At 71.0% G+C, this 17847-nt stretch carries 14 protein-coding genes; 6 read left to right on the forward strand and 8 right to left on the reverse strand.

Annotated elements, in window-relative coordinates; all coding sequences use genetic code 11:
* Positions 1–152: 152 nt before the first annotated feature.
* The 3 genes from hflX to miaA all read right to left on the reverse strand — a co-directional run bounded on the left by hflX (position 153) and on the right by miaA (position 3036).
* Entirely contained in the window at positions 153–1571 is a 1419-nt protein-coding gene (hflX, locus tag ACFO6Q_RS09780; RefSeq protein ID WP_380020727.1) for a ribosome rescue GTPase HflX, read from the reverse strand.
* Between the two features lie 69 nt (positions 1572–1640).
* Positions 1641–1928 (reverse strand): RNA chaperone Hfq, encoded by a 288-nt coding sequence (gene hfq / locus ACFO6Q_RS09785; RefSeq protein WP_380020483.1) that lies wholly within the window; start codon positions 1926–1928, stop codon positions 1641–1643.
* A 166-nt stretch (positions 1929–2094) separates the two neighbouring features.
* Positions 2095–3036, reverse strand: coding sequence for a tRNA (adenosine(37)-N6)-dimethylallyltransferase MiaA (miaA, locus tag ACFO6Q_RS09790; RefSeq protein ID WP_380020484.1), 942 nt, complete (start codon positions 3034–3036; stop codon positions 2095–2097).
* 75 nt (positions 3037–3111) lie between these two features.
* Here miaA and tdh point away from each other — a divergent pair, with 75 nt between their 5' ends.
* The 5 genes from tdh to ACFO6Q_RS09815 all read left to right on the forward strand — a co-directional run bounded on the left by tdh (position 3112) and on the right by ACFO6Q_RS09815 (position 8603).
* Positions 3112–4149 carry an L-threonine 3-dehydrogenase gene (tdh, locus tag ACFO6Q_RS09795; RefSeq protein ID WP_380020486.1) on the forward strand — a complete coding sequence of 346 codons (1038 nt, stop codon included), beginning with the start codon at positions 3112–3114 and terminating at the stop codon, positions 4147–4149.
* 33 nt (positions 4150–4182) lie between these two features.
* Complete coding sequence (gene tilS / locus ACFO6Q_RS09800) at positions 4183–5523, forward strand: tRNA lysidine(34) synthetase TilS (protein ID WP_380020487.1); 1341 nt, start codon at positions 4183–4185, stop codon at positions 5521–5523.
* 61 nt (positions 5524–5584) lie between these two features.
* Complete coding sequence (locus ACFO6Q_RS09805) at positions 5585–5845, forward strand: exodeoxyribonuclease VII small subunit (protein WP_380020489.1); 261 nt, start codon at positions 5585–5587, stop codon at positions 5843–5845.
* 186 nt (positions 5846–6031) lie between these two features.
* A complete protein-coding gene (gene ispA, locus ACFO6Q_RS09810) occupies positions 6032–6916 on the forward strand; it encodes a (2E,6E)-farnesyl diphosphate synthase (protein ID WP_380020730.1) in 885 nt (294 codons plus the stop codon).
* Positions 6917–7016: 100 nt separating this feature from the next.
* The gene (locus tag ACFO6Q_RS09815) at positions 7017–8603 is read left to right on the forward strand and encodes a POT-type proton-dependent oligopeptide transporter (protein ID WP_380020491.1); all 1587 of its coding nucleotides are present in this window, start codon (positions 7017–7019) and stop codon (positions 8601–8603) included.
* Between the two features lie 19 nt (positions 8604–8622).
* Here the strand turns inward: ACFO6Q_RS09815 and ACFO6Q_RS09820 are convergent, their stop codons facing one another.
* Entirely contained in the window at positions 8623–9024 is a 402-nt protein-coding gene (locus ACFO6Q_RS09820) for a DUF4870 domain-containing protein (protein ID WP_380020492.1), read from the reverse strand.
* Positions 9025–9191: 167 nt separating this feature from the next.
* Positions 9192–10544 carry a metalloprotease PmbA gene (pmbA, locus tag ACFO6Q_RS09825; protein ID WP_380020493.1) on the reverse strand — a complete coding sequence of 451 codons (1353 nt, stop codon included), beginning with the start codon at positions 10542–10544 and terminating at the stop codon, positions 9192–9194.
* Positions 10545–10640: 96 nt separating this feature from the next.
* Here pmbA and yjgA point away from each other — a divergent pair, with 96 nt between their 5' ends.
* Positions 10641–11195, forward strand: a complete 555-nt coding sequence (yjgA, locus tag ACFO6Q_RS09830; RefSeq protein WP_380020495.1) for a ribosome biogenesis factor YjgA — start codon at positions 10641–10643, stop codon at positions 11193–11195.
* Between the two features lie 10 nt (positions 11196–11205).
* On the opposite strand, the gene ACFO6Q_RS09835 is transcribed toward yjgA, so the two are convergent.
* The 3 genes from ACFO6Q_RS09835 to ACFO6Q_RS09845 all read right to left on the reverse strand — a co-directional run bounded on the left by ACFO6Q_RS09835 (position 11206) and on the right by ACFO6Q_RS09845 (position 17844).
* Positions 11206–12420, reverse strand: coding sequence for a hypothetical protein (locus tag ACFO6Q_RS09835; RefSeq protein ID WP_380020497.1), 1215 nt, complete (start codon positions 12418–12420; stop codon positions 11206–11208).
* Positions 12417–13856, reverse strand: coding sequence for a metalloprotease TldD (gene tldD, locus ACFO6Q_RS09840; protein WP_380020498.1), 1440 nt, complete (start codon positions 13854–13856; stop codon positions 12417–12419). Before tldD ends, ACFO6Q_RS09835 begins: the two co-directional genes overlap by 4 nt.
* A 97-nt stretch (positions 13857–13953) precedes the next feature.
* A complete protein-coding gene (locus ACFO6Q_RS09845; RefSeq protein ID WP_380020500.1) occupies positions 13954–17844 on the reverse strand; it encodes a YhdP family protein in 3891 nt (1296 codons plus the stop codon).
* Positions 17845–17847: the final 3 nt, after the last annotated feature.

Raw genomic sequence — 17847 nt, forward strand, 5'->3', positions numbered from 1 at the left:
TGTGAGCTTCACTGATTTGGACTTCGCTGAAAAGTGCGGCCGGGAACGGTCGCTTCCGGCATCGCGGACGAGGTCCCTTGCGGGCCGCCGCGACCATGCTGTGGAGAAAACGATCAGGGAAGGTCGCAGGAGCCGCTCGACGACCGCACAGGCTACACCGCCGTTGTCGCCCGATTGTAGGTAGCCCCATCCACCGCGGCAAGCAAGGAGCCGGCCAGCTCGCCGCGCAGCCATTCGCCGTCGCCGTCGGGCAGGCCGAACAGGGGTTCGACCAGCGTGCGCGGCGCGTCGATGCGGATGCGCCAGCCGTGCTCGTCGGCGTGCTCGCCGGCGACCAGGCCCTGCGCGTGCAGGCGCGCGCGCAGGCGGCCGGCCGACGAGGGCAGCTGCAGCTCGGCGCGCACGCGCTCGCTGCCCAGGCGATGCTCGATCGCGCGCAGCAGGCCGTCGATGCCGGCGCCGCTCATCGCCGATACCCAGGCGCGCGGCAATTCGCCGCCGTCGATGTAGTCCAGCCGGTACGCCGGCTCCGGCGCCGCGGAACTCGAAGAGAGGCCGTCGGCGGAGGCTTCCTCGCCTCCGTCGTCGGAGACGTCGGCGTGAAGCAGGTCGATCTTGTTGTAGACCAGCACCTGCGGCAGGTCGGCGGCGCCGATCTCGGCCAGCACCGCTTCGACGTCGGCGATGCGCTCGTCGCGCTCCGGGTCCGAGGCGTCGACCACGTGCAGCAGCAGATCCGCGTCGCGCGCCTCGGCCAGGGTCGAGCGGAACGCGGCCACCAGATCGTGCGGCAGGTCGCGGATGAAGCCGACCGTGTCGGCGAGCAGGACCGGGCCGCAGTCGAGTCCGTCGAGCCGGCGCAGGGTCGGATCGAGCGTGGCGAACAGCTGGTCGGCGGCGTAGACGCCCGAACCGGTCAGCGCATTGAACAGGGTCGACTTGCCGGCGTTCGTGTAGCCGACCAGGGCCACCACCGGCAGCGCATTGCGCTGGCGCGAGCGGCGCGCGGTGGCGCGCTGCATCTCGACTTTGTCCATGCGCTTCTGCAGCTGCTTGACGCGCTCGCCGAGCAGCCGGCGATCGAGCTCGAGCTGGGTTTCGCCGGGGCCGCGCAGGCCGATCGAACCGCCGCGCTGGCGCTCGAGATGGGTCCAGCCGCGCACCAGGCGCGTGGACATGTGCTTGAGCTGGGCCAGTTCGACCTGCAGTTTGCCTTCGTGCGAGCGCGCGCGCTGCGCGAAGATGTCGAGAATGAGGCCGGTGCGGTCGACCACGCGGCACTGGGTGAGCTTCTCGAGGTTGCGCTCCTGCACCGGGCTGAGCGCGTGGTTGACCAGGATCAGGTCGGCGTCGAGCGCCTGCTTCTGCTCCTTCAGCTCCTCGGCCTTGCCCTCGCCGACGAAATAACGCGGATTGGGCCGCTCGACGCGCGCGTTCAGCGAGCCGACGACGCTGGCGCCGGCCGAACGCGCCAGTTCACCGAATTCTTCCAGCGCGAGCGGATCGTGCCGGCCCGGCGCCTGCGGCTGCAGCAGCAGCGCTCGCTCGCCTTTTCTGGATCGTTCGAACAGGAGACTAGCCCTCGGTTGGGAACGGCTTGAATGCGTCCGGCAAGGACGAATTCAAGCCGGACGCCCGCCTCAGGCCGGCTCGTCGGTGGCGTCCACCGCCACCGCGTGCCCACCAGCGGCGGCGGCACCGCCTTCCTGGGGGCCGCCGACGCGCACGTTGCGCGACGGCACCACGGTCGAGATGGCGTGCTTGTAGACCATCTGGCTGACGGTATTGCGCAGCAGCACGACGAACTGGTCGAACGACTCCACCGTTCCCTGCAGCTTGATTCCGTTCACCAGATAGATCGACACCGGCACGCGCTCACGGCGCAATGCGTTCAAAAACGGATCCTGCAACGACTGCCCCTTGGACATGGTCTTCTTCTCCGAGCAACGAAATTCGCGAACCGGCAAAAAGTCACGCGGCGCATCAATGGAGGAGTTCTCCGCGCAACGCCCGATTCAACCCGCGTTCAGCCAAGCGTGAATCTTAACGATTTGTTCCGACAAAGAAAACGACCGGAGTCGCGTTCCGGGCGCTTCAGGGCAGGAAATCGCTGACCGCGCGGGCCGCATGTTCGGTCAAATCGGCTCCATTTGGCGTGAAAATGCGCGCATCGAGCTCGCTGCGCAGCCAGGTGACCTGGCGTTTGGCGAGTTGTCGCGTTGCAAAAATTGCGCGCTGGACGAATTCCCCGCGCCCGATCTCGCCGGCCAGGTACGGCCAGATCTGGCGATAGCCCACGGCGCGCATCGCCGGCAGGTCGAACTGCGGCCCGACTTCGGCCAGCACCCGCCGCGCCTCCTCGACGAAACCGGCCCCGAGCATGGCCTCGAAGCGCGCGGCGATCGCCGCGTGCAGGGGCGCGCGATCGGCCGGCAGCAGGGCCAGCTTGAGGATCCGCCACGGCGGGCGCTCGCGCCGTCCTTCCTGCTGCGCGCTGAGCGGGCGCCCGGTCAGCTCGATCACCTCGAGCGCGCGCTGGATGCGCTGCGCGTCGTTCGGCCGGATGCGCGCGGCCGCCGGCGCATCGACCGCGGCCAGCCGCGCGTGCAGGGCCGGCCAGCCGGAGCGCGCCGCCTCCTCGGCCAGGCGTGCACGCACGCCGGGGTCCGCTTCCGGCAGCGCCGACAGCCCGTACTCGAGCGCACGGAAATACAGCCCGGTGCCGCCGACCAGCAGCGGCGTCGAGCCCGCGCGCGTGATCTCCTCCATCGCAACCAGTGCGTCGGCGCGGAATTCGGCCGCCGAGTACGGCTGCGACGGATCGCGGATGTCGATCAGCCGGTGCGGATGGCGCGCCAGCGTCGCCGCGTCGGGCTTGGCCGTGCCGATGTCCAGGCCGCGATAGACCAGCGCGGAATCCACGCTGACCAGCTGCAGCGCGAAGCGTTCGGCCAGCGCGCAGGCGAGCGCGGTCTTGCCGGACGCGGTCGGCCCCATCAGGAAGATTGCGCACGGGCGCCGGTCGATCGGATTCATCGCGCGATTCTAAGGAACGCGCAGCCGGCGGAACTATAATCGCCGCCCTCTCGAACCCCTCCGCAGGAACGAACGATGTCGCAAGCGATGATGAAGGCCCTGGTCAAGCGCGAAGCCGCGCGCGGCATCTGGATGGAAGAGGTTCCGGTGCCGGAGATCGGCCCCAACGACGTGCTGGTCAAGCTGGAGAAGACCGCGATCTGCGGCACCGACCTGCACATCTACAAATGGGACGAATGGTCGCAGCGCGTGATCAAGCCGGGGCTGGTGATCGGCCACGAGTTCGTCGGCCGCATCGTCGACATCGGCGCCGCCGTGCGCGGCTACCAGCTCGGCCAGCGCGTCTCGGCCGAGGGCCACATCGTCTGCGGCGTCTGCCGCAACTGCCGCGCCGGCAAGCAGCACCTGTGCCCGAACACCGTCGGCATCGGCGTCAACCGCAACGGCGCGTTCGCCGAGTACGTCGCCGTGCCGGCCTCGAACCTGTGGCCGATCCCGGACCAGATCCCGAGCGAACTGGCCGCCTTCTTCGACCCGTACGGCAACGCCGCGCACTGCGCGCTGGAGTTCGACGTCATCGGCGAGGACGTGCTGATCACCGGCGCCGGCCCGATCGGCATCATCGCCGCCGGCATCTGCAAGCACGTGGGCGCGCGCAACGTCGTGGTCACCGACGTCAACGACTACCGCCTCAAGCTCGCCGCCGACATGGGCGCGACGCGCGTGGTCAACGTCTCCAAGCAGTCGGTCAAGGAGGTCATGAAGGACCTGCACATGGAGGGCTTCGACGTCGCACTGGAGATGAGCGGCAACCCGCGCGCGTTCAACGACATGCTCGACTGCATGTACCACGGCGGCAAGGTCGCCCTGCTCGGAATTCTTCCGAACGGCGCCGGCATCGACTGGGACAAGGTCATCTTCAAGGGACTGGTGCTGCACGGCATCTACGGCCGGCGCATGTACGAGACCTGGTACAAGATGACGCAGATGGTGCTGACCGGCTTCCCGCTGCAGAAGGTGCTCACGCACCAGATCCACATCGACGACTTCCAGAAGGGCTTCGACCTGATGGACTCGGGCAACTGCGGCAAGGTCGTCTGCTCGTGGAACTGACGCCGTCGCGGCGGACGCTGCGCTGACGTCGCGATGCCGGTCCGCCGCATCCGCGAACTGATCGATTCCGGGCTCGCCGAGCTGCCGCCGGGCGCCCTGCTCGCCGCGTTCAGCGGCGGCCTGGATTCGAGCGTGCTGCTGCACGCGCTGGCGCAGTCCGCGGCCGCGCGCGATCGCGGGCTGCGTGCCGTGCACGTCGATCACGGCCTGCACGGCGACAGCGCGAGCTGGTCGCGCCAGTGCCGCGAGTTCGCGCAGGCGCTCGAGGTCGAGCTGGTCGTGCGCGCAGTCGACGTCGCGCGCGTGCCGGGCCTGGGCCTGGAAGCCAGTGCGCGCCGCGCGCGCTACGGCGCGATCGAGGCGCTGCTCGCGACGGACGAGATCCTCGCCCTCGCCCACCACCGCGGCGACCAGGCCGAAACGGTGCTGCTGAAGCTGCTGCGCGGCGCCGGGCCGGAAGGCATCGGCGCGATGCGCACGCTGCGCCCGTTCGGCCGCGGCCGCGCCTGGCGTCCGCTGCTGTCAATTCCGCGCGCCGCGCTGCGCGAATACGCCGACCGCCACAAGCTGAGCTGGATCCAGGATCCGAGCAACGCCGATCCGACCATCGACCGCAACTACCTGCGCATGCAGGTGCTGCCGGGCATCGTGCGGCGCTGGCCGGAGGCGGAGGCCAGCATGGCGCAGAGCGCGACCTGGGCGCGCGACGCCGCCGACTTCATCGATGCCGAAGCCGAGCGCGCGCTGGCGCGCACGCAGGGACTGGACCCGGCCACCCTGCATCATCGCCAGTGGCTGGCGCTGCCGCGCGCGCTGCGCGATCCGGTGCTGCGCCGCTGGCTGCGCTCGCTGGCGCTGCCCGAACCCACGCAGTACCAGGCCGCCGAGCTGGTGCGGCAGCTGGGCGAGGCCGGCGAGGACCGGCAACCTTGCGTGCGCTGGCCCGGCGTCGAGGTGCGGCGCTATCGCGACCTGCTCTACGCGCTGGCGCCGCTGCAGCTGCCCATCTCGGACTGGAGCGGCCGCTTCGACGGCAGCGAACTGGAGCTTCCCAACGGCCTCGGCCGGCTGCGTCTGGTCGGTCCCGACGGCACGCCGCGACGCATCGACCCGCCGCTCGCCGTGCGCTTCCGCCGCGGCGGCGAAAGCCTGCGCCTGGCCGGCGGCGGCCCCACGCGCGAACTGCGCGACCTGTTCCAGGAAGCGGGCATTCCGCCGTGGCAGCGCGGCCGGCTGCCGCTGGTGTTCGAGCCGGGCGAATCGGGCGACGCGCTGATCGCGGTCGCCGACCTGTGGCGCAGCGAGCGCGGCACCGAACGCCTGGCCGGCGCGGATACGCGGCTGGAATGGACGACGGCGGACGCCGCCGCATGAAGCCGCCGCGGCGCGCGCGAATCGTGGACGATCGCGAAAGTGCGTGCTAGCGTTCGCGCCCATGTCGCAGAACGCTCCGGAAGCCTCGCAGGTCGCCCGCTTCGAGCAGTCGCTCGACGAGCTCGAACAGCTCGTCGTGCGCATGGAACAGGGCGAACTCAGCCTCGACGATTCGCTGCAGTCGTTCGAGCGCGGCATCGCGCTGTACCGCAACTGCCAGAACGCGCTCGAGCAGGCCGAACTGCGCGTCAGCCAGCTGCTGGACCCGAACCTGCCGGAGACGGCGCGGCCGTTCGACGACGGTTCCTTCGATCCTCCCTGAGGGAGGAATTCGAAAAACCCCGCCGCCCCGCGAACGCGCGAATCTGCGCTGGCTTTCTCCCGGGGCGATCAAAGGCAAAAGGGACGACTGGCCCCGTCGGCGTAACGCTCATGCCGTGCGCCAATCCGCAGCGGCCGTCCACGGCCGCACACTTTGAATGGAGCGTTGATCTTTCCCGTGACCGAGCTGACGCCTGAACTGATCGCGCTGTCCGCGCGCGCCGACGACGCGCTCGCGCGCTTGCTGCCGCCGGACGAACAGCCGCCGGTCGAACTGCATCGCGCAATGCGCTACGCCGTCCTCGGCGGCGGCAAGCGGCTGCGTCCGCTGCTGGTCTACGCCACCGGAAGCGCGTTCGGCGCCGCGCCGGAAGCGCTCGACGCGCCAGCGGCCGCAGTCGAGATCATTCACGCCTACTCGCTGGTGCACGACGACCTGCCGGCGATGGACGACGACTCCCTGCGACGCGGCCGCCCGACCTGCCACGTCGCGTTCGGCGAGGCGATGGCGATCCTCGCCGGCGACGCGCTGCAGGCGCTCGCCTTCGAGGTGCTCGCGAACGACGCGGCGCTGACCGTCGACGCGCAGACCCGGCTGGAGATGCTGCGCGTGCTCGCGCTCGCCTGCGGCTCGCACGGCATGGCCGGCGGGCAGGCCTTCGACCTGGCGGCGGTCGGCCGCAAGCTGGCGCCGGCCGAACTCGAGCGCATGCACGTGCACAAGACCGGTGCGCTGATCCGCGCTTCCGTGCGACTGGGCGCGCTCGGCGCCGGCTGTGCCGACACGCGCGCGCTCGATGCGCTGGAAACCTACGGCCACTGCATCGGCCTCGCCTTCCAGGTCCGCGACGACCTGCTCGACATCGAGGCCGGCACCGAGCAGCTCGGCAAGACCGCCGGCAAGGACGTCGCGGCGAACAAGCCGACCTATCCGGCGATCCTCGGCGTGGAGGCCTCGCGCGCCGAACTCGCCGCGCTGACCGTGCGCGCGCTCGATGCGATCGCCGCGCTGGGCCCACACGCCGAACCGCTGCGCGACCTCGCCCGCTTCGTCGCCGAACGCCGCGCCTGAATCCGCCGGCGGCGACACCTTCCCGCCCGCGGCGCGCCGGACGAGCGCCGCGCCGCCGCGATGGGTTAGGCTTGGGCCTCCCCCGCAGCCCGATCCCGCGATGACGACGACCACCGCCCCGGCCGCCGCGCAAGCGCGCATTCCGCGCCAGATCCCCTACATCATCGGCAACGAGGCGTGCGAGCGCTTCGGCTTCTACGGGATGCGCAACATCCTCACGCCGTTCCTGATCGGCAGCCTGCTGCTGTTCGCGCCGGAAGCCGAACGCGCCGGCATCGCCAAGGACGTGTTCCACACCTTCGTCATCGGCGTGTACTTCTTCCCGCTGCTCGGCGGCTGGCTGTCGGACCGCTTCTTCGGCAAGTACCGCACCACGCTGTGGCTGTCGCTAGTGTACTGCCTGGGCTTCGTGTGCCTGGCGCTGAGCACCGACAACCGCGCCGGCTTCTACACCGGCCTGTTCCTGATCGCGCTCGGCTCCGGCGGCATCAAGCCGCTGGTCTCCGCCTTCGTCGGCGATCAGTTCGACCAGGGCAACAAGCACCTGGCCAAGGTGGTCTACGACGCGTTCTACTGGACGATCAACTTCGGCTCGTTCTTCGCCTCGCTGCTGATGCCGATCTTCCTGCGCAGCTACGGTCCGGCGGTCGCCTTCGGCATTCCGGGCGCGCTGATGTTCGTGGCCACGTTCGTGTTCTGGCTCGGCCGGCGCAAGTACGTGATGGTGCCGCCGTCGCCGCCCAATCCGCATTCGTTCCTGCGCGTGGCGCGCACCGCGCTGCTGGCGCAGTCGCCGGGCCGCGGGCGCCCGGGCCTGATCGTGGCCGGCCTCGGCGGCCTGCTGGCGCTGGCCGCGCTGGCCTGGCTGGTGCGTTCGGACTTCGTCATCGCCGTGCTGGTCGCGCTCGGCCTGCTCATCGCGTTCGGCGGCGTCGGCACCTCGATGCAGCTCGAACGCGCGCGCGGCGCGCATCCGGACGAAGCGGTCGACGGCGTCAGCGCGGTGCTGCGCATCCTCATCGTGTTCGCGCTGATCACCCCGTTCTGGTCGCTGTTCGACCAGAAGGCCTCGACCTGGGTCATCCAGGGCGACGCGATGCGCATGCCGACCGAGCAATGGTGGTGGCCGGGCTGGCTGGTGAAGTCACCGGCGCAGATGCAGGCGCTGAACCCGATCCTGGTGATGCTGATCATCCCGTTCAACAACCTCGTGCTGTATCCGTTCCTGCAGCGGCTGGGCATCGAGGTCACCGCGCTGCGGCGCATGGGCGTGGGCCTGGCGTTCTCCGGCCTCTCCTGGGTCGTGGCCGGCCTGATCCAGCTGCAGATCGACGGCGGCGACGCGGTGTCGATCGCCTGGCAGATCGCGCCGTACGCGCTGCTCACCTTCGGCGAGGTGCTGGTCTCGGCGACCGGGCTGGAGTTCGCCTACAGCCAGGCGCCGCGCGCGATGAAGGGCGCCATCATGAGCTTCTGGCTGCTGTCGGTGTCCTACGGCAACCTGTGGGTGCTGGTCACCAACGCGGCGGTGCGCAACGAGGCGGTGACGGCGCAGATCGCCGGCACCGGTTTCGGGCAGAACGCGTTCCTGATGTTCTTCTTCGCCGGCTTCGCGTTCCTCGCCGCGCTCGCATTCGCGCTGTACGCGCGGCGCTATCCGATGCAGGACCACTACCGCGCGGCCTGAGCCGCGCGGCCGGGCGGTCTCAGCTCACCAGGCGCAGCGTGAACGGATAGCGGTAGGCGACGCCTTCGTTCGCCTTGATCGCGGCGATGATCGTCAGCACGATCCAGGCGATGAACAGCGCGGCGCCGATCGGCCACGTCAGCACCACGCCGATGCCGAAAGTCAGCACCGTGAACGCCACCAGCGCGACGAACGCCAGCACCATCGTGATGTTGAAGTTCAGCGCTTCCTTCGCCTGCTCGCCGGCGAACGGCAGGGTGTCGCGCTTGACCAGCCAGACGATCAGCGGGCCGAGCACGCAGCCGATGCCGGTGATGAAGAAACTGAACGCCGACAGGTGGCCGATCAGCGCCCAGGTGCGTTCGTCGCTCGACAGCGCCACGGGGGGCTGGTCGACGGGTGAACCGGTAGTCTCGCTCATCGCAGGTCTCCGCTTCTGAACAGGTTCGTCCCGAACGGGTCCGCTCCGGAAAGCTCCGTACCGATCAGGCACGCTCCGACCAGGCCCGTTCCGAACGACTCCACTCTCGCGCCGCGCGATGCCGGGGTCAACCGCAGGAAGTCATGCGCCGTCGCGTCGCGGCCCCGTCATTCGCCGGCGACGGTCATGCGTTCGAGCAGGATCGATCCGGTGAGGATGTGCGAACGCGGGTCGACGTCGCGGCCGACCGCGACGACGTTGGCGTACATGTCGCGCAGGTTGGCCGCGATCGTGACTTCCTCGACCGGATGCACGATCTCGCCGTTCTCGACCCAGAAGCCGGTCGCGCCGCGCGAGTAGTCGCCGGTGATCAGCGAGACGCCCTGCCCCATCAGCTCGGTCACCAGCAGCCCGGTGTGCATGCGCTGGAGCAGCGCGGCGAAGTCGTCCTCGCCGGGCTGCACGACGACGTTGTGGATGCCGCCCGCGTTGGCGGTGGTCTGCAGGCCGAGCTTGCGCGCCGAGTAGCTGCCGAGGATGTAGCGCGCCAGCACGCCGTCGGTGACCAGGTCCGAATCGCGCGTCGCCACGCCTTCGGCGTCGAACGCGCTGGAGCCGTGCCCGCGCGGAAGCCGCGGGCGCTCGGTGATTTGCATCCACGCCGGAAAGACCGGCTTGCCGACGTGATCGACGAGGAAGCTCGCCTTGCGGTACAGCGCGCCGCCGCTGGCCGCCGACAGGAAATGCCCGATCAGCCCGCGCGCGACTTCCGGCACGAACAGCACCGGGCAGTCGCGCGTGGACAGGCCGCGCGCACCGAGCCGCGCGACCGTGCGCTCGGCCGCCTTGCGGCCGATGAAATCCGCCGCGGCGAAATCGCCGGCCGCGCGCACGCTGTCGTACCAGTAGTCGCGCTGCATGCCGTTCTCGTCCTCGGCGATCAGCGCGACGGACAGCGAATGATGCGTGCCGCGTTCGGTGCCGACGAAGCCGAGCGAGTTGGCGTAGGCGGTCATCGACGCGCCGACCTGCACCGCGGCGCCGTCGGAGTTGTCGATGCGCGGGTCGAACGCGCGGCCGGCGTCCTCGATCTCCAGGCCCAGCCGGATCGCTTCCTCGGCCGTGATCTCCCACGGATGCCACAGGTCCAGGTCGGGGATCTCCTTCGCCATCAGCGCGGCGTCGGCGAGCCCGTTGGCCGGGTCCTCCTCGGTGTAGCGCGCGATCGCGCAGGCGTGCTCGATGGTCTGCTCGATCGAGGCCGGATCGAGGTCGGCGGTGCTGGCCGAGCCCTTGCGCTTGCCGAAGTAGACCGTCAGCGAGACGCCGCGGTCGCGCGTGCGCTCCACCGTCTCCACTTCGCCCAGGCGCACGCCGACGCTGAGCCCGGAATCGACGCTGGCGGCGACGTCGGCCTCGCTCGCGCCCTTGGCGCGGCAGCGGCGGATCACATCCTCGGCGATCTGTGCGAGACGCTCGAGTTCGGTGGAGGTGGCATCATGGTTCAATACGGAATTCACGGACTGTCCTCGATCGCCGTAGCGGCCCTCGCCGCGATACGGCATGCTTTTCATCTCTTCATGCCCGCGCAGGCGGGCATCCATTGTGGTCTACGAATGCACGACACCGACGACTTCGACGACGACTTCACCGGCCCCAGCCGCAGCCAGCTGCGTCGCGACGCGCTCGACATCTTCAAGCTCGCCGAGGCGCTGGCCTCCTTGAGCGACGCGCAGCTCGCGCGCGTGCCGCTCGACGACGACCTGCGCGAGGAGGTGCTGCGCACGCGCGCCGTCACCTCGCACATCGCGCGCAAGCGGCAGACGCAGTTCCTGGCCAAGCAGATGCGCAAGCTCGACGACGAGGCGCTCGAGGCGATCCGCAAGGCGCTGGCGCACGACCGCGTCGCCGCGCATCGCGAAGCCGCCGCGCTGCACCGCGTGGAAGCGTGGCGCGAACGCCTGCTCGAGGAAGGCGACGACGCGCTGGCCGAATTCGTGGCTGCGCATCCGTCGGTCGACCGCCAGCACCTGCGCCAGCTCGTGCGCAACGCGGTGGCCGAACGCAAGGCGAACAAGCCGCCGCACGCGCAGCGCGAGCTGTTCCGCGTGCTGCGCGACGCGGCAGCCGCGGCCGCCGGCGAGACTTCCGCCGACGACGAGGCCGACTGACGCCGCACGCTCAGCGAGCCGGGACATACGGATTGCGGCCCAGCGCCGCCAGCGCGGCCCAAGCCGTCGCGCCCAAGTGCGGCAGGCGGAAGTAGTACGCGTCCGCCGCCAGCCCGGTGGTGATGCGCGGCTCGCGCGTCGCGTAGACGTAGCCGCCGGGAGCGAATTCGCGCGCGATGCAAGCCAGGCGCCGGTCGGCCGCCGCGCGCTCGCCGCGCACGCGGTAGGCCAGCGCCGCCTGCGCGGTGCCTTCCAGCCAGATGCCGTCGCGGTCGGCGTCGAAATCGAAGCCGCAATCGACCGCGTGGGTGCGTTCGGCGTACGCCAGCGCGCGCTTCCAGCGCGGCTCGGCGCGCGGCACCAGCTGCGACCACAGCTGCACGTCGAGCGCGGAGGTCTGCAGGTTCGGTTGCACGCCGTCGACGCCGGTGCCGATCGCGAAGCGGCCGTCGCGCTCGTCCCACTGCGTGGCGAGGAACGTGCGCGCCGCGCTCGCGGGCTTGTCCCAGCCGCCGCCGCGATCGATCGCGGCGAGCCAGTCGAACAGCGCGACCAGATCGAGCGCGTGCTCGGTCGATTTCCAGTCGAGCGGTACCGGCGCTTCGTCGAAACCGTTCACGCCGCCGCGGAACCCGCCGGCGCCGCGTGTATCGGACTGCCCGGCGACGACCCAGCGGCCGAGGCTGCGCGCCGCGTCGAGCCATTTCGCCTCGTGCGTCGCCTGATGCAGGGCGAGCAGCGCCAGCGCGGCCCAGGCGACGTTGCCGGTGGCGGTGCCGGCCTGGTAGCCGTCCTCGACCCAGCGCTGCTGCGCCGCGTCCCACCAACCGTTGCGGAGCACCTTCTCGCCGACCGGGCCGGCGCGATACGCATTGCGCAGGCGCGTATCCGTGTTCGCGGCCAGGCGCAGCGCCTCGCCGACGCGCGAGGCCTGCGGCAGCGCGTCGCACGCGCTCAGCGCGATCACCGCGAGCGCCTGGTCGTAGACGAAGGCGGCGGTCTTCAGCGCCGGTTCCTGCGCCTGGCTTGCGCCTTCGCCGTCGTAGCTGCGCAGGAATAACGCGCCCTTGCCCGCCACCGCGTCGACGCGGCCCTTCAGCGCCGCGCAGCTCTTCGCGGCGACCGGCGAGGCCGGCGCCGCGTGCGCCTGCGCGAAGGCCGCGACGCACGCCAGCGCGACGATCGCGAGCCGGCGCAGGCCGCGCGCCCGGCGCGCCGGCGTCATGCCGCGGTGCCTCCGACGGTCATGCTTTCGATCTTCAGGGTCGGCTGGCCGACGCCGACCGGCACGCTCTGCCCGTCCTTGCCGCAGACACCGACACCCTCGTCGAGCTGCAGGTCGTTGCCGATCATCGACACGCGCTTGAGCACGTCGGCGCCGGAGCCGATCAGGGTGGCGCCCTTGACCGGCCGCGTGATCTTGCCGTCCTCGATCAGGTAGGCCTCGCTCGCCGAGAAGGTGAACTTGCCGTTGGTGATGTCGACCTGGCCGCCGCCGAAGTTGACCGCGTACAGGCCGCGCTGCACGGAGGCGATGATCTCGCCCGGGTCGCGTTCGCCGGGCAGCATGTAGGTGTTGGTCATGCGCGGCATCGGCAGGTGCGCGAACGATTCGCGGCGGCCGTTGCCGGTCGAGCGCATGCCCATCAGGCGCGCGTTGAGCTTGTCCTGCATGTAGCCCTTCATCACGCCGTTCTCGACCAGCACCGTGCAGTTCGTCGGCGTGCCTTCGTCGTCGATGCTGAGCGAACCGCGGCGCCCGGCCAGCGTGCCGTCGTCGACGACGGTAACGCCGTCGGCGGCCACCTTCTCGCCGAGCATGCCGGCGAAGGCGGAGGTTTCCTTGCGGTTGAAGTCGCCCTCGAAGCCGTGGCCGATCGCCTCGTGCAGCAGCACGCCCGGCCAGCCCGGGCCGAGCACGACGGGCAGCGTGCCGGCCGGCGCCGGCACCGATTCGAGGTTGACCAGGGCCACGCGCACGGCCTCGCGCGCGAACGCGTGCGCGCGGCCATTGGCGAGCAGTTCGTCGAAGCCGTAGCGGCCGCCGCCACCGTGGCTGCCCGATTCGCGGCGGCCGTTCTGCTCGGCGATCACCTGCACGTTCATGCGTACCAGCGGGCGCACGTCGGCGGCGAGCGTGCCGTCGGACTGCGCGATCAGCACGGTGTCGAGCGCCGCGGCGAGGCTGACGATGACCTGCTTCACGCGCGGATCCTGCGCGCGGCAGTAGGCATCCACCTCGCGCAGCACGGCGATCTTCGCCTCGTTGCTCAGGCTGTCGATCGGATCGATCGCCGGATACAGGCCGCGGCCGCTGGCGATCGCCAGCGGCTTGCCGACGCCGTTCGCGCCGGCGCGCGCGATGGCGCGCGCCGAGCCGGCCGCCTCGAGCAGGGCCGGCAGCACGATCTCGTCGGAATAGGCGAAGCCGGCCTTCTCGCCCGACAGCGCGCGCACGCCCACCCCCTGCTCGATGGAGTGGTTGCCGTCCTTGACGATGCCGTCCTCGAGCAGCCACGACTCGCTGCGCGAGTGCTGGAAATAAAGGTCGGCGGCGTCGATCGACGGGCCCATCAGGCGCGCGAAGATGCCGTCGAGGTCGGCGGCGGCGAGGCCGCCGGGGCGCAGCAGGCGCTGCTCGGCTTGGGTGATCAGATCCATGGAAGAGCCGGGATTGGAGATTGGGGACTGGAGATTCGGAACAGCGGAAGATCCTGTCCCGACTTATGGGGGCGCGCATGCTGCAGCGCAATCGACTTCAACGCAAGTCCTTGGACTTCGGCGGGTTTTTCCGGCCGGAATCGCGGTTCCTGGCGGCCTCGCGCGATTCCCGCGCCAGCGCGACGATCTTGGGCTTCTCCCACGAGCCGGTGACCTGGTAGCGCATCGCGATGACCTTGCCCAGCGGCTTGTGCAGGATCCCCTGCATGACCAGGCCGGCCGCCGCGCCGACCGGGCCGCCGGCGATCGCGCCGACGATCGGCAGGGTCACGCCGGCGTGCGGGCTGACCATCATCTGCTGGTCGTAGTCCTTCGCGCGCAGGCCGGTGCGGCCGGTGATGACGATGTCGGCGGCGGGGCTGTTGATGGTCAGGCCGTCGGTGTAGGCGTCGCCGTCGGCCAGGCGGAACTTGCCCTTGATCGAATTGAAGCTCAGGCCTGACTTGAAGAAGTCGCTGAAATCCAGCGTCAGCCGGCGCGGAATCTCGGTCAGCGAGAGCAGGCCGAAGATGCGCCCGGCGCCGGGTTCGACCTCGGGGATGCGCCCTTCGGCGACGTCGATGTCCAGCGAACCATCCAGCCGCGACAGCGCGAATGCGGACGGCGGCCCGGCCCAGGAGGCGGCGATCGTCGCGCGCGCGGCGCCGCCGTCGATCAGGCCGGGAAAGCCGAGTGCGGCCATCATCTGGCCCATATTGTGCGCCGACAGCTCGATCGTCAGGCGCGAGCGCGAGTTCTTCGCGCCGCCGGTCCACTCGCCGCTGGCCTTCATGTCCAGGTTCGGCGACCGCGCCTGCAGCTTGTCGATCTGCATGCCGTTGGCGATCGGCCGGCTCTCGAACTCGGCGGCGCCGAAGCTCGCCTTGCCGAGGCGGAAATCGTCGACCACCAGGTGCAGCGGCGGGATCGACGCCGGCGCCGTGTCGGCGAGCGCATTCGCGTCGTCGCCACCGGCGGTCGGCTCCGGCCCTTCCGGCCAGTGCACGCGGTCGAAGCGCGCGGTCACGCCCTGGCGCGCGAGGTCGACGTTGGGAATGGTCAGGCCGCCGGACGCCGCCGCGCCGTCGAGGCGGATCGTCGTCGCCGCGGCGCTGCTGTCGATCGCCAGCCGCATCTCGCCGAAGCCGCGCCCGCCGAGCAGCAGGTCGTCGATGCGCAGGTCGACCCCGCGCAGCAGGCCGCCGGCGCCCGTGCCGGCGCTGCCGCCGAGCTGGGCCAGGTCGATCCAGCCGCCGCCGTCCAGACTCGGTGTGCGGCCGCCCACGGAAACGCCCTGCGTCGGCAGCGCACCGGGCGTCGCGGCGCCGAACTCCACGCGCGCGGCGAGCGGCTGGCGGGCGTCCGGCAGGCGCACGCGCGCGGCGACGAGGCCGCCGAGCGAAGCTTCGAACGTCTGTCCGGCGTACGGCAGGTCGAGAGCCAGCTTGAACGGCAGCGAGGCATCCGCGCCCTTGGCCAGCGGCGCCGGCAGGTCGATCGCGGTGCCGCGCAGGTCGCTCTGCAGGGTCAGGCGCTTGCGCCCGCCGGCGGCGGCGGTGTCGATGTCGACATTGGCCTTCCACACCGATTCGCCCGGCAGGCGCGCCAGCGCCGGCAGGATCGAGGGCACGTCGGCGAACACCGTGGTTGCCGGAAAGCGGCCGCTGAGGCCGGCCTCGAAGGCATGGCGCGGATCGGCGACCGCTCCGGCCAGCGCCAGCGAGAACTTGACCGGCCGGCCGCGGAACGTCGCGTCCAGGCCGTCCACCGTCATGCCCTTCTGGGTGAAGCGCAGCTTGCCGGACGCCTCGGTGAAGTGCAGGTCGTAGGCGCGCTGGTCGACCTTCGCGCCGGAGAGATCGACACTGCCGTCCAGGCTCAGCGTCTCGACCTGCTTGATCGGCAGGTTCAGCTTCAGCGCGAGCTGGCCCTTGCCGCCGATGTCCAGATCCTTCAGCGCGTCCTCGTTGCGCTTGCCGATCGGCGTTGCGCGCATGAAGCCGAGCAGGTTCGCGCCGCTGCCCTCGCCCTTGACCTCGAGCTCGAGCACGGCCAGGTTGAAGTCGGCGATCGTCGCGCTGGACTCGCCGACCGAATTGCCCATCGATTCCGCCGACGCCACGTCCACGTGCATGCCGCTGTTCTCGAACGTGGCGAAGGCGTGCACCTTCTCGGCGCGCGGCCAGTTGGCGTCGTAGACGAGATCCAGCCCCTCGACCTCGGCGCGCGCGATCATGCGGCCGCTGTTCTCGCGGAACGGCCAGTCGGCCAGATCGCCGCGCAGCGCCGCGCGCGCGCCGACGATGCGGCCGCCGGCCAGGCCGCGGTCGAGCCAGGCGATCGCCTTCGGCGACATGTTGGTGGTCGGCCAGAACAGCTTGGCCGCGACGACCTCGCCGTGCGTGATCGCGGCATACAGGTCGAGGAACGGCCGCCGCTCCGGGTGCAGCTCGATCGCGCCGCGCAGCTCGCCGCCGTAACCTTCGCCCTCGAAGGCGAGGCGGTCGGTCTCGATGCGCCAGCCGTCCTCGCCCTTGCGCACGACCACGTCGCCGCCGAACTGCGAGTACAGGAACGGCTTGCGGAACACGCGCGGATAGTCGATGCGCAGCGCCTGCTGCGGGATTTCCAGCAGCAGCGACTGCGCATCGCCGCGCAGGTCCAGATCGATGCGCTCGACGCCCGGGACGCGACCGGCCTCGGCCAGGTCGAGGCCGCGCAGCTGCGCGTCGACGTCGTAGTCGGCGGCGCCGTTCCAGCGCAGCCCCGCGTTCGTCACGACGCCGCGCGGATGCGCCAGATACAGCCAGCGGCGCAGGCCTTCCGGCGCCGAGGCGAACAGCATCGCCAGGCTGCCGAGCGGTTCCAGCGGCAGCGCGACGGCGCCGGCGCGGTACTGCGGGTCGGCCTCGTCGCCGCGGCGCTCGAGGCTGAAGCGCGCCGGCTGCGCACCGGGACCGGCGTCGGCGACGAAGTCGGCCAGGTCGAAGCTCCAGCCGCCGTCCTCGCGCCGCCAGCGCGCGACGAAGGCGAGGCGCTCGAACGCCGCCCGCGGCACCACCGCGGCCGGTTCGTCGAGCGGGGTCCTGCCGTCGAGCAGGATCGGCACCACGCCGCCGAACTGCGCCTCGCGCAGATCGACCCGCGCGCGCACGTCGGCCAGCCGCGCCGCCTCGACGCGCGCCCAGACCTGCACGTCGCCGCGGCCGCCGGCGATCAGCAGGCCGCCCGGCGTCTGGCGCGCGGCCGCGCGCGCCAGGTCGAGGTCGCGCCCGCCGACGTAGATCTGGCCGGAGCGGCGGTTGATGTCGAGATCGGCGACCAGCTCGGCCGGCGGCGAATCGCTGCCGAGCAGGCGCACGCGGCCGACCACGCGGGTGATCTCGCCGCGGTTGAGCAGGCGCAGCACCGGCACGCCGAGGGCGAGGTCGAGATCGTGCTCGGCGTCGCGCACGACGAACTTCGAGTCGCGGATCTCGATCGCGCCGAGCGCGCCCATCGAGAACGTCTCCTCGTCGCTGCGCGGCGCGAGGTCCAGGCCGTGCAGCTGCCAGGCGCCGTCGACGCGCACCAGTTGCAGGTCGAGGCCGCCGATGCGGAACTCGCTGAGCGCGTGGTTGCGCCGGAACACGGCCCAGGGATTGAACGCGAGTTCGGCATTCGGGATCGCGAACGGCGCGGCCTGCGGATCGGTCGCGGCGATGCGCACGTCCTCCAGCGCGAGCACCGGGCCGCCGCCGACCCAGGCGCCGTCGACGTGGCCGATCGTGACCGTCCGGCCGAGGCGCTGCGACAGCCACTGTTCGACCTGCTGCGGATGGCGCTCGACCCACGGCAGCGCGAGCTGGATCAGCCCGGCCAGCAGGCCGAGCACGATCACCAGCGCGCTGGCGGCGGCCAGGGCGACGAACCGCAGGCGATGCAGACGCGCGCGCCAGGGCGTCGTCACGGG

Source organism: Dokdonella ginsengisoli (assembly GCF_042652785.1).
GTDB lineage: Bacteria > Pseudomonadota > Gammaproteobacteria > Xanthomonadales > Rhodanobacteraceae > Dokdonella_A > Dokdonella_A ginsengisoli.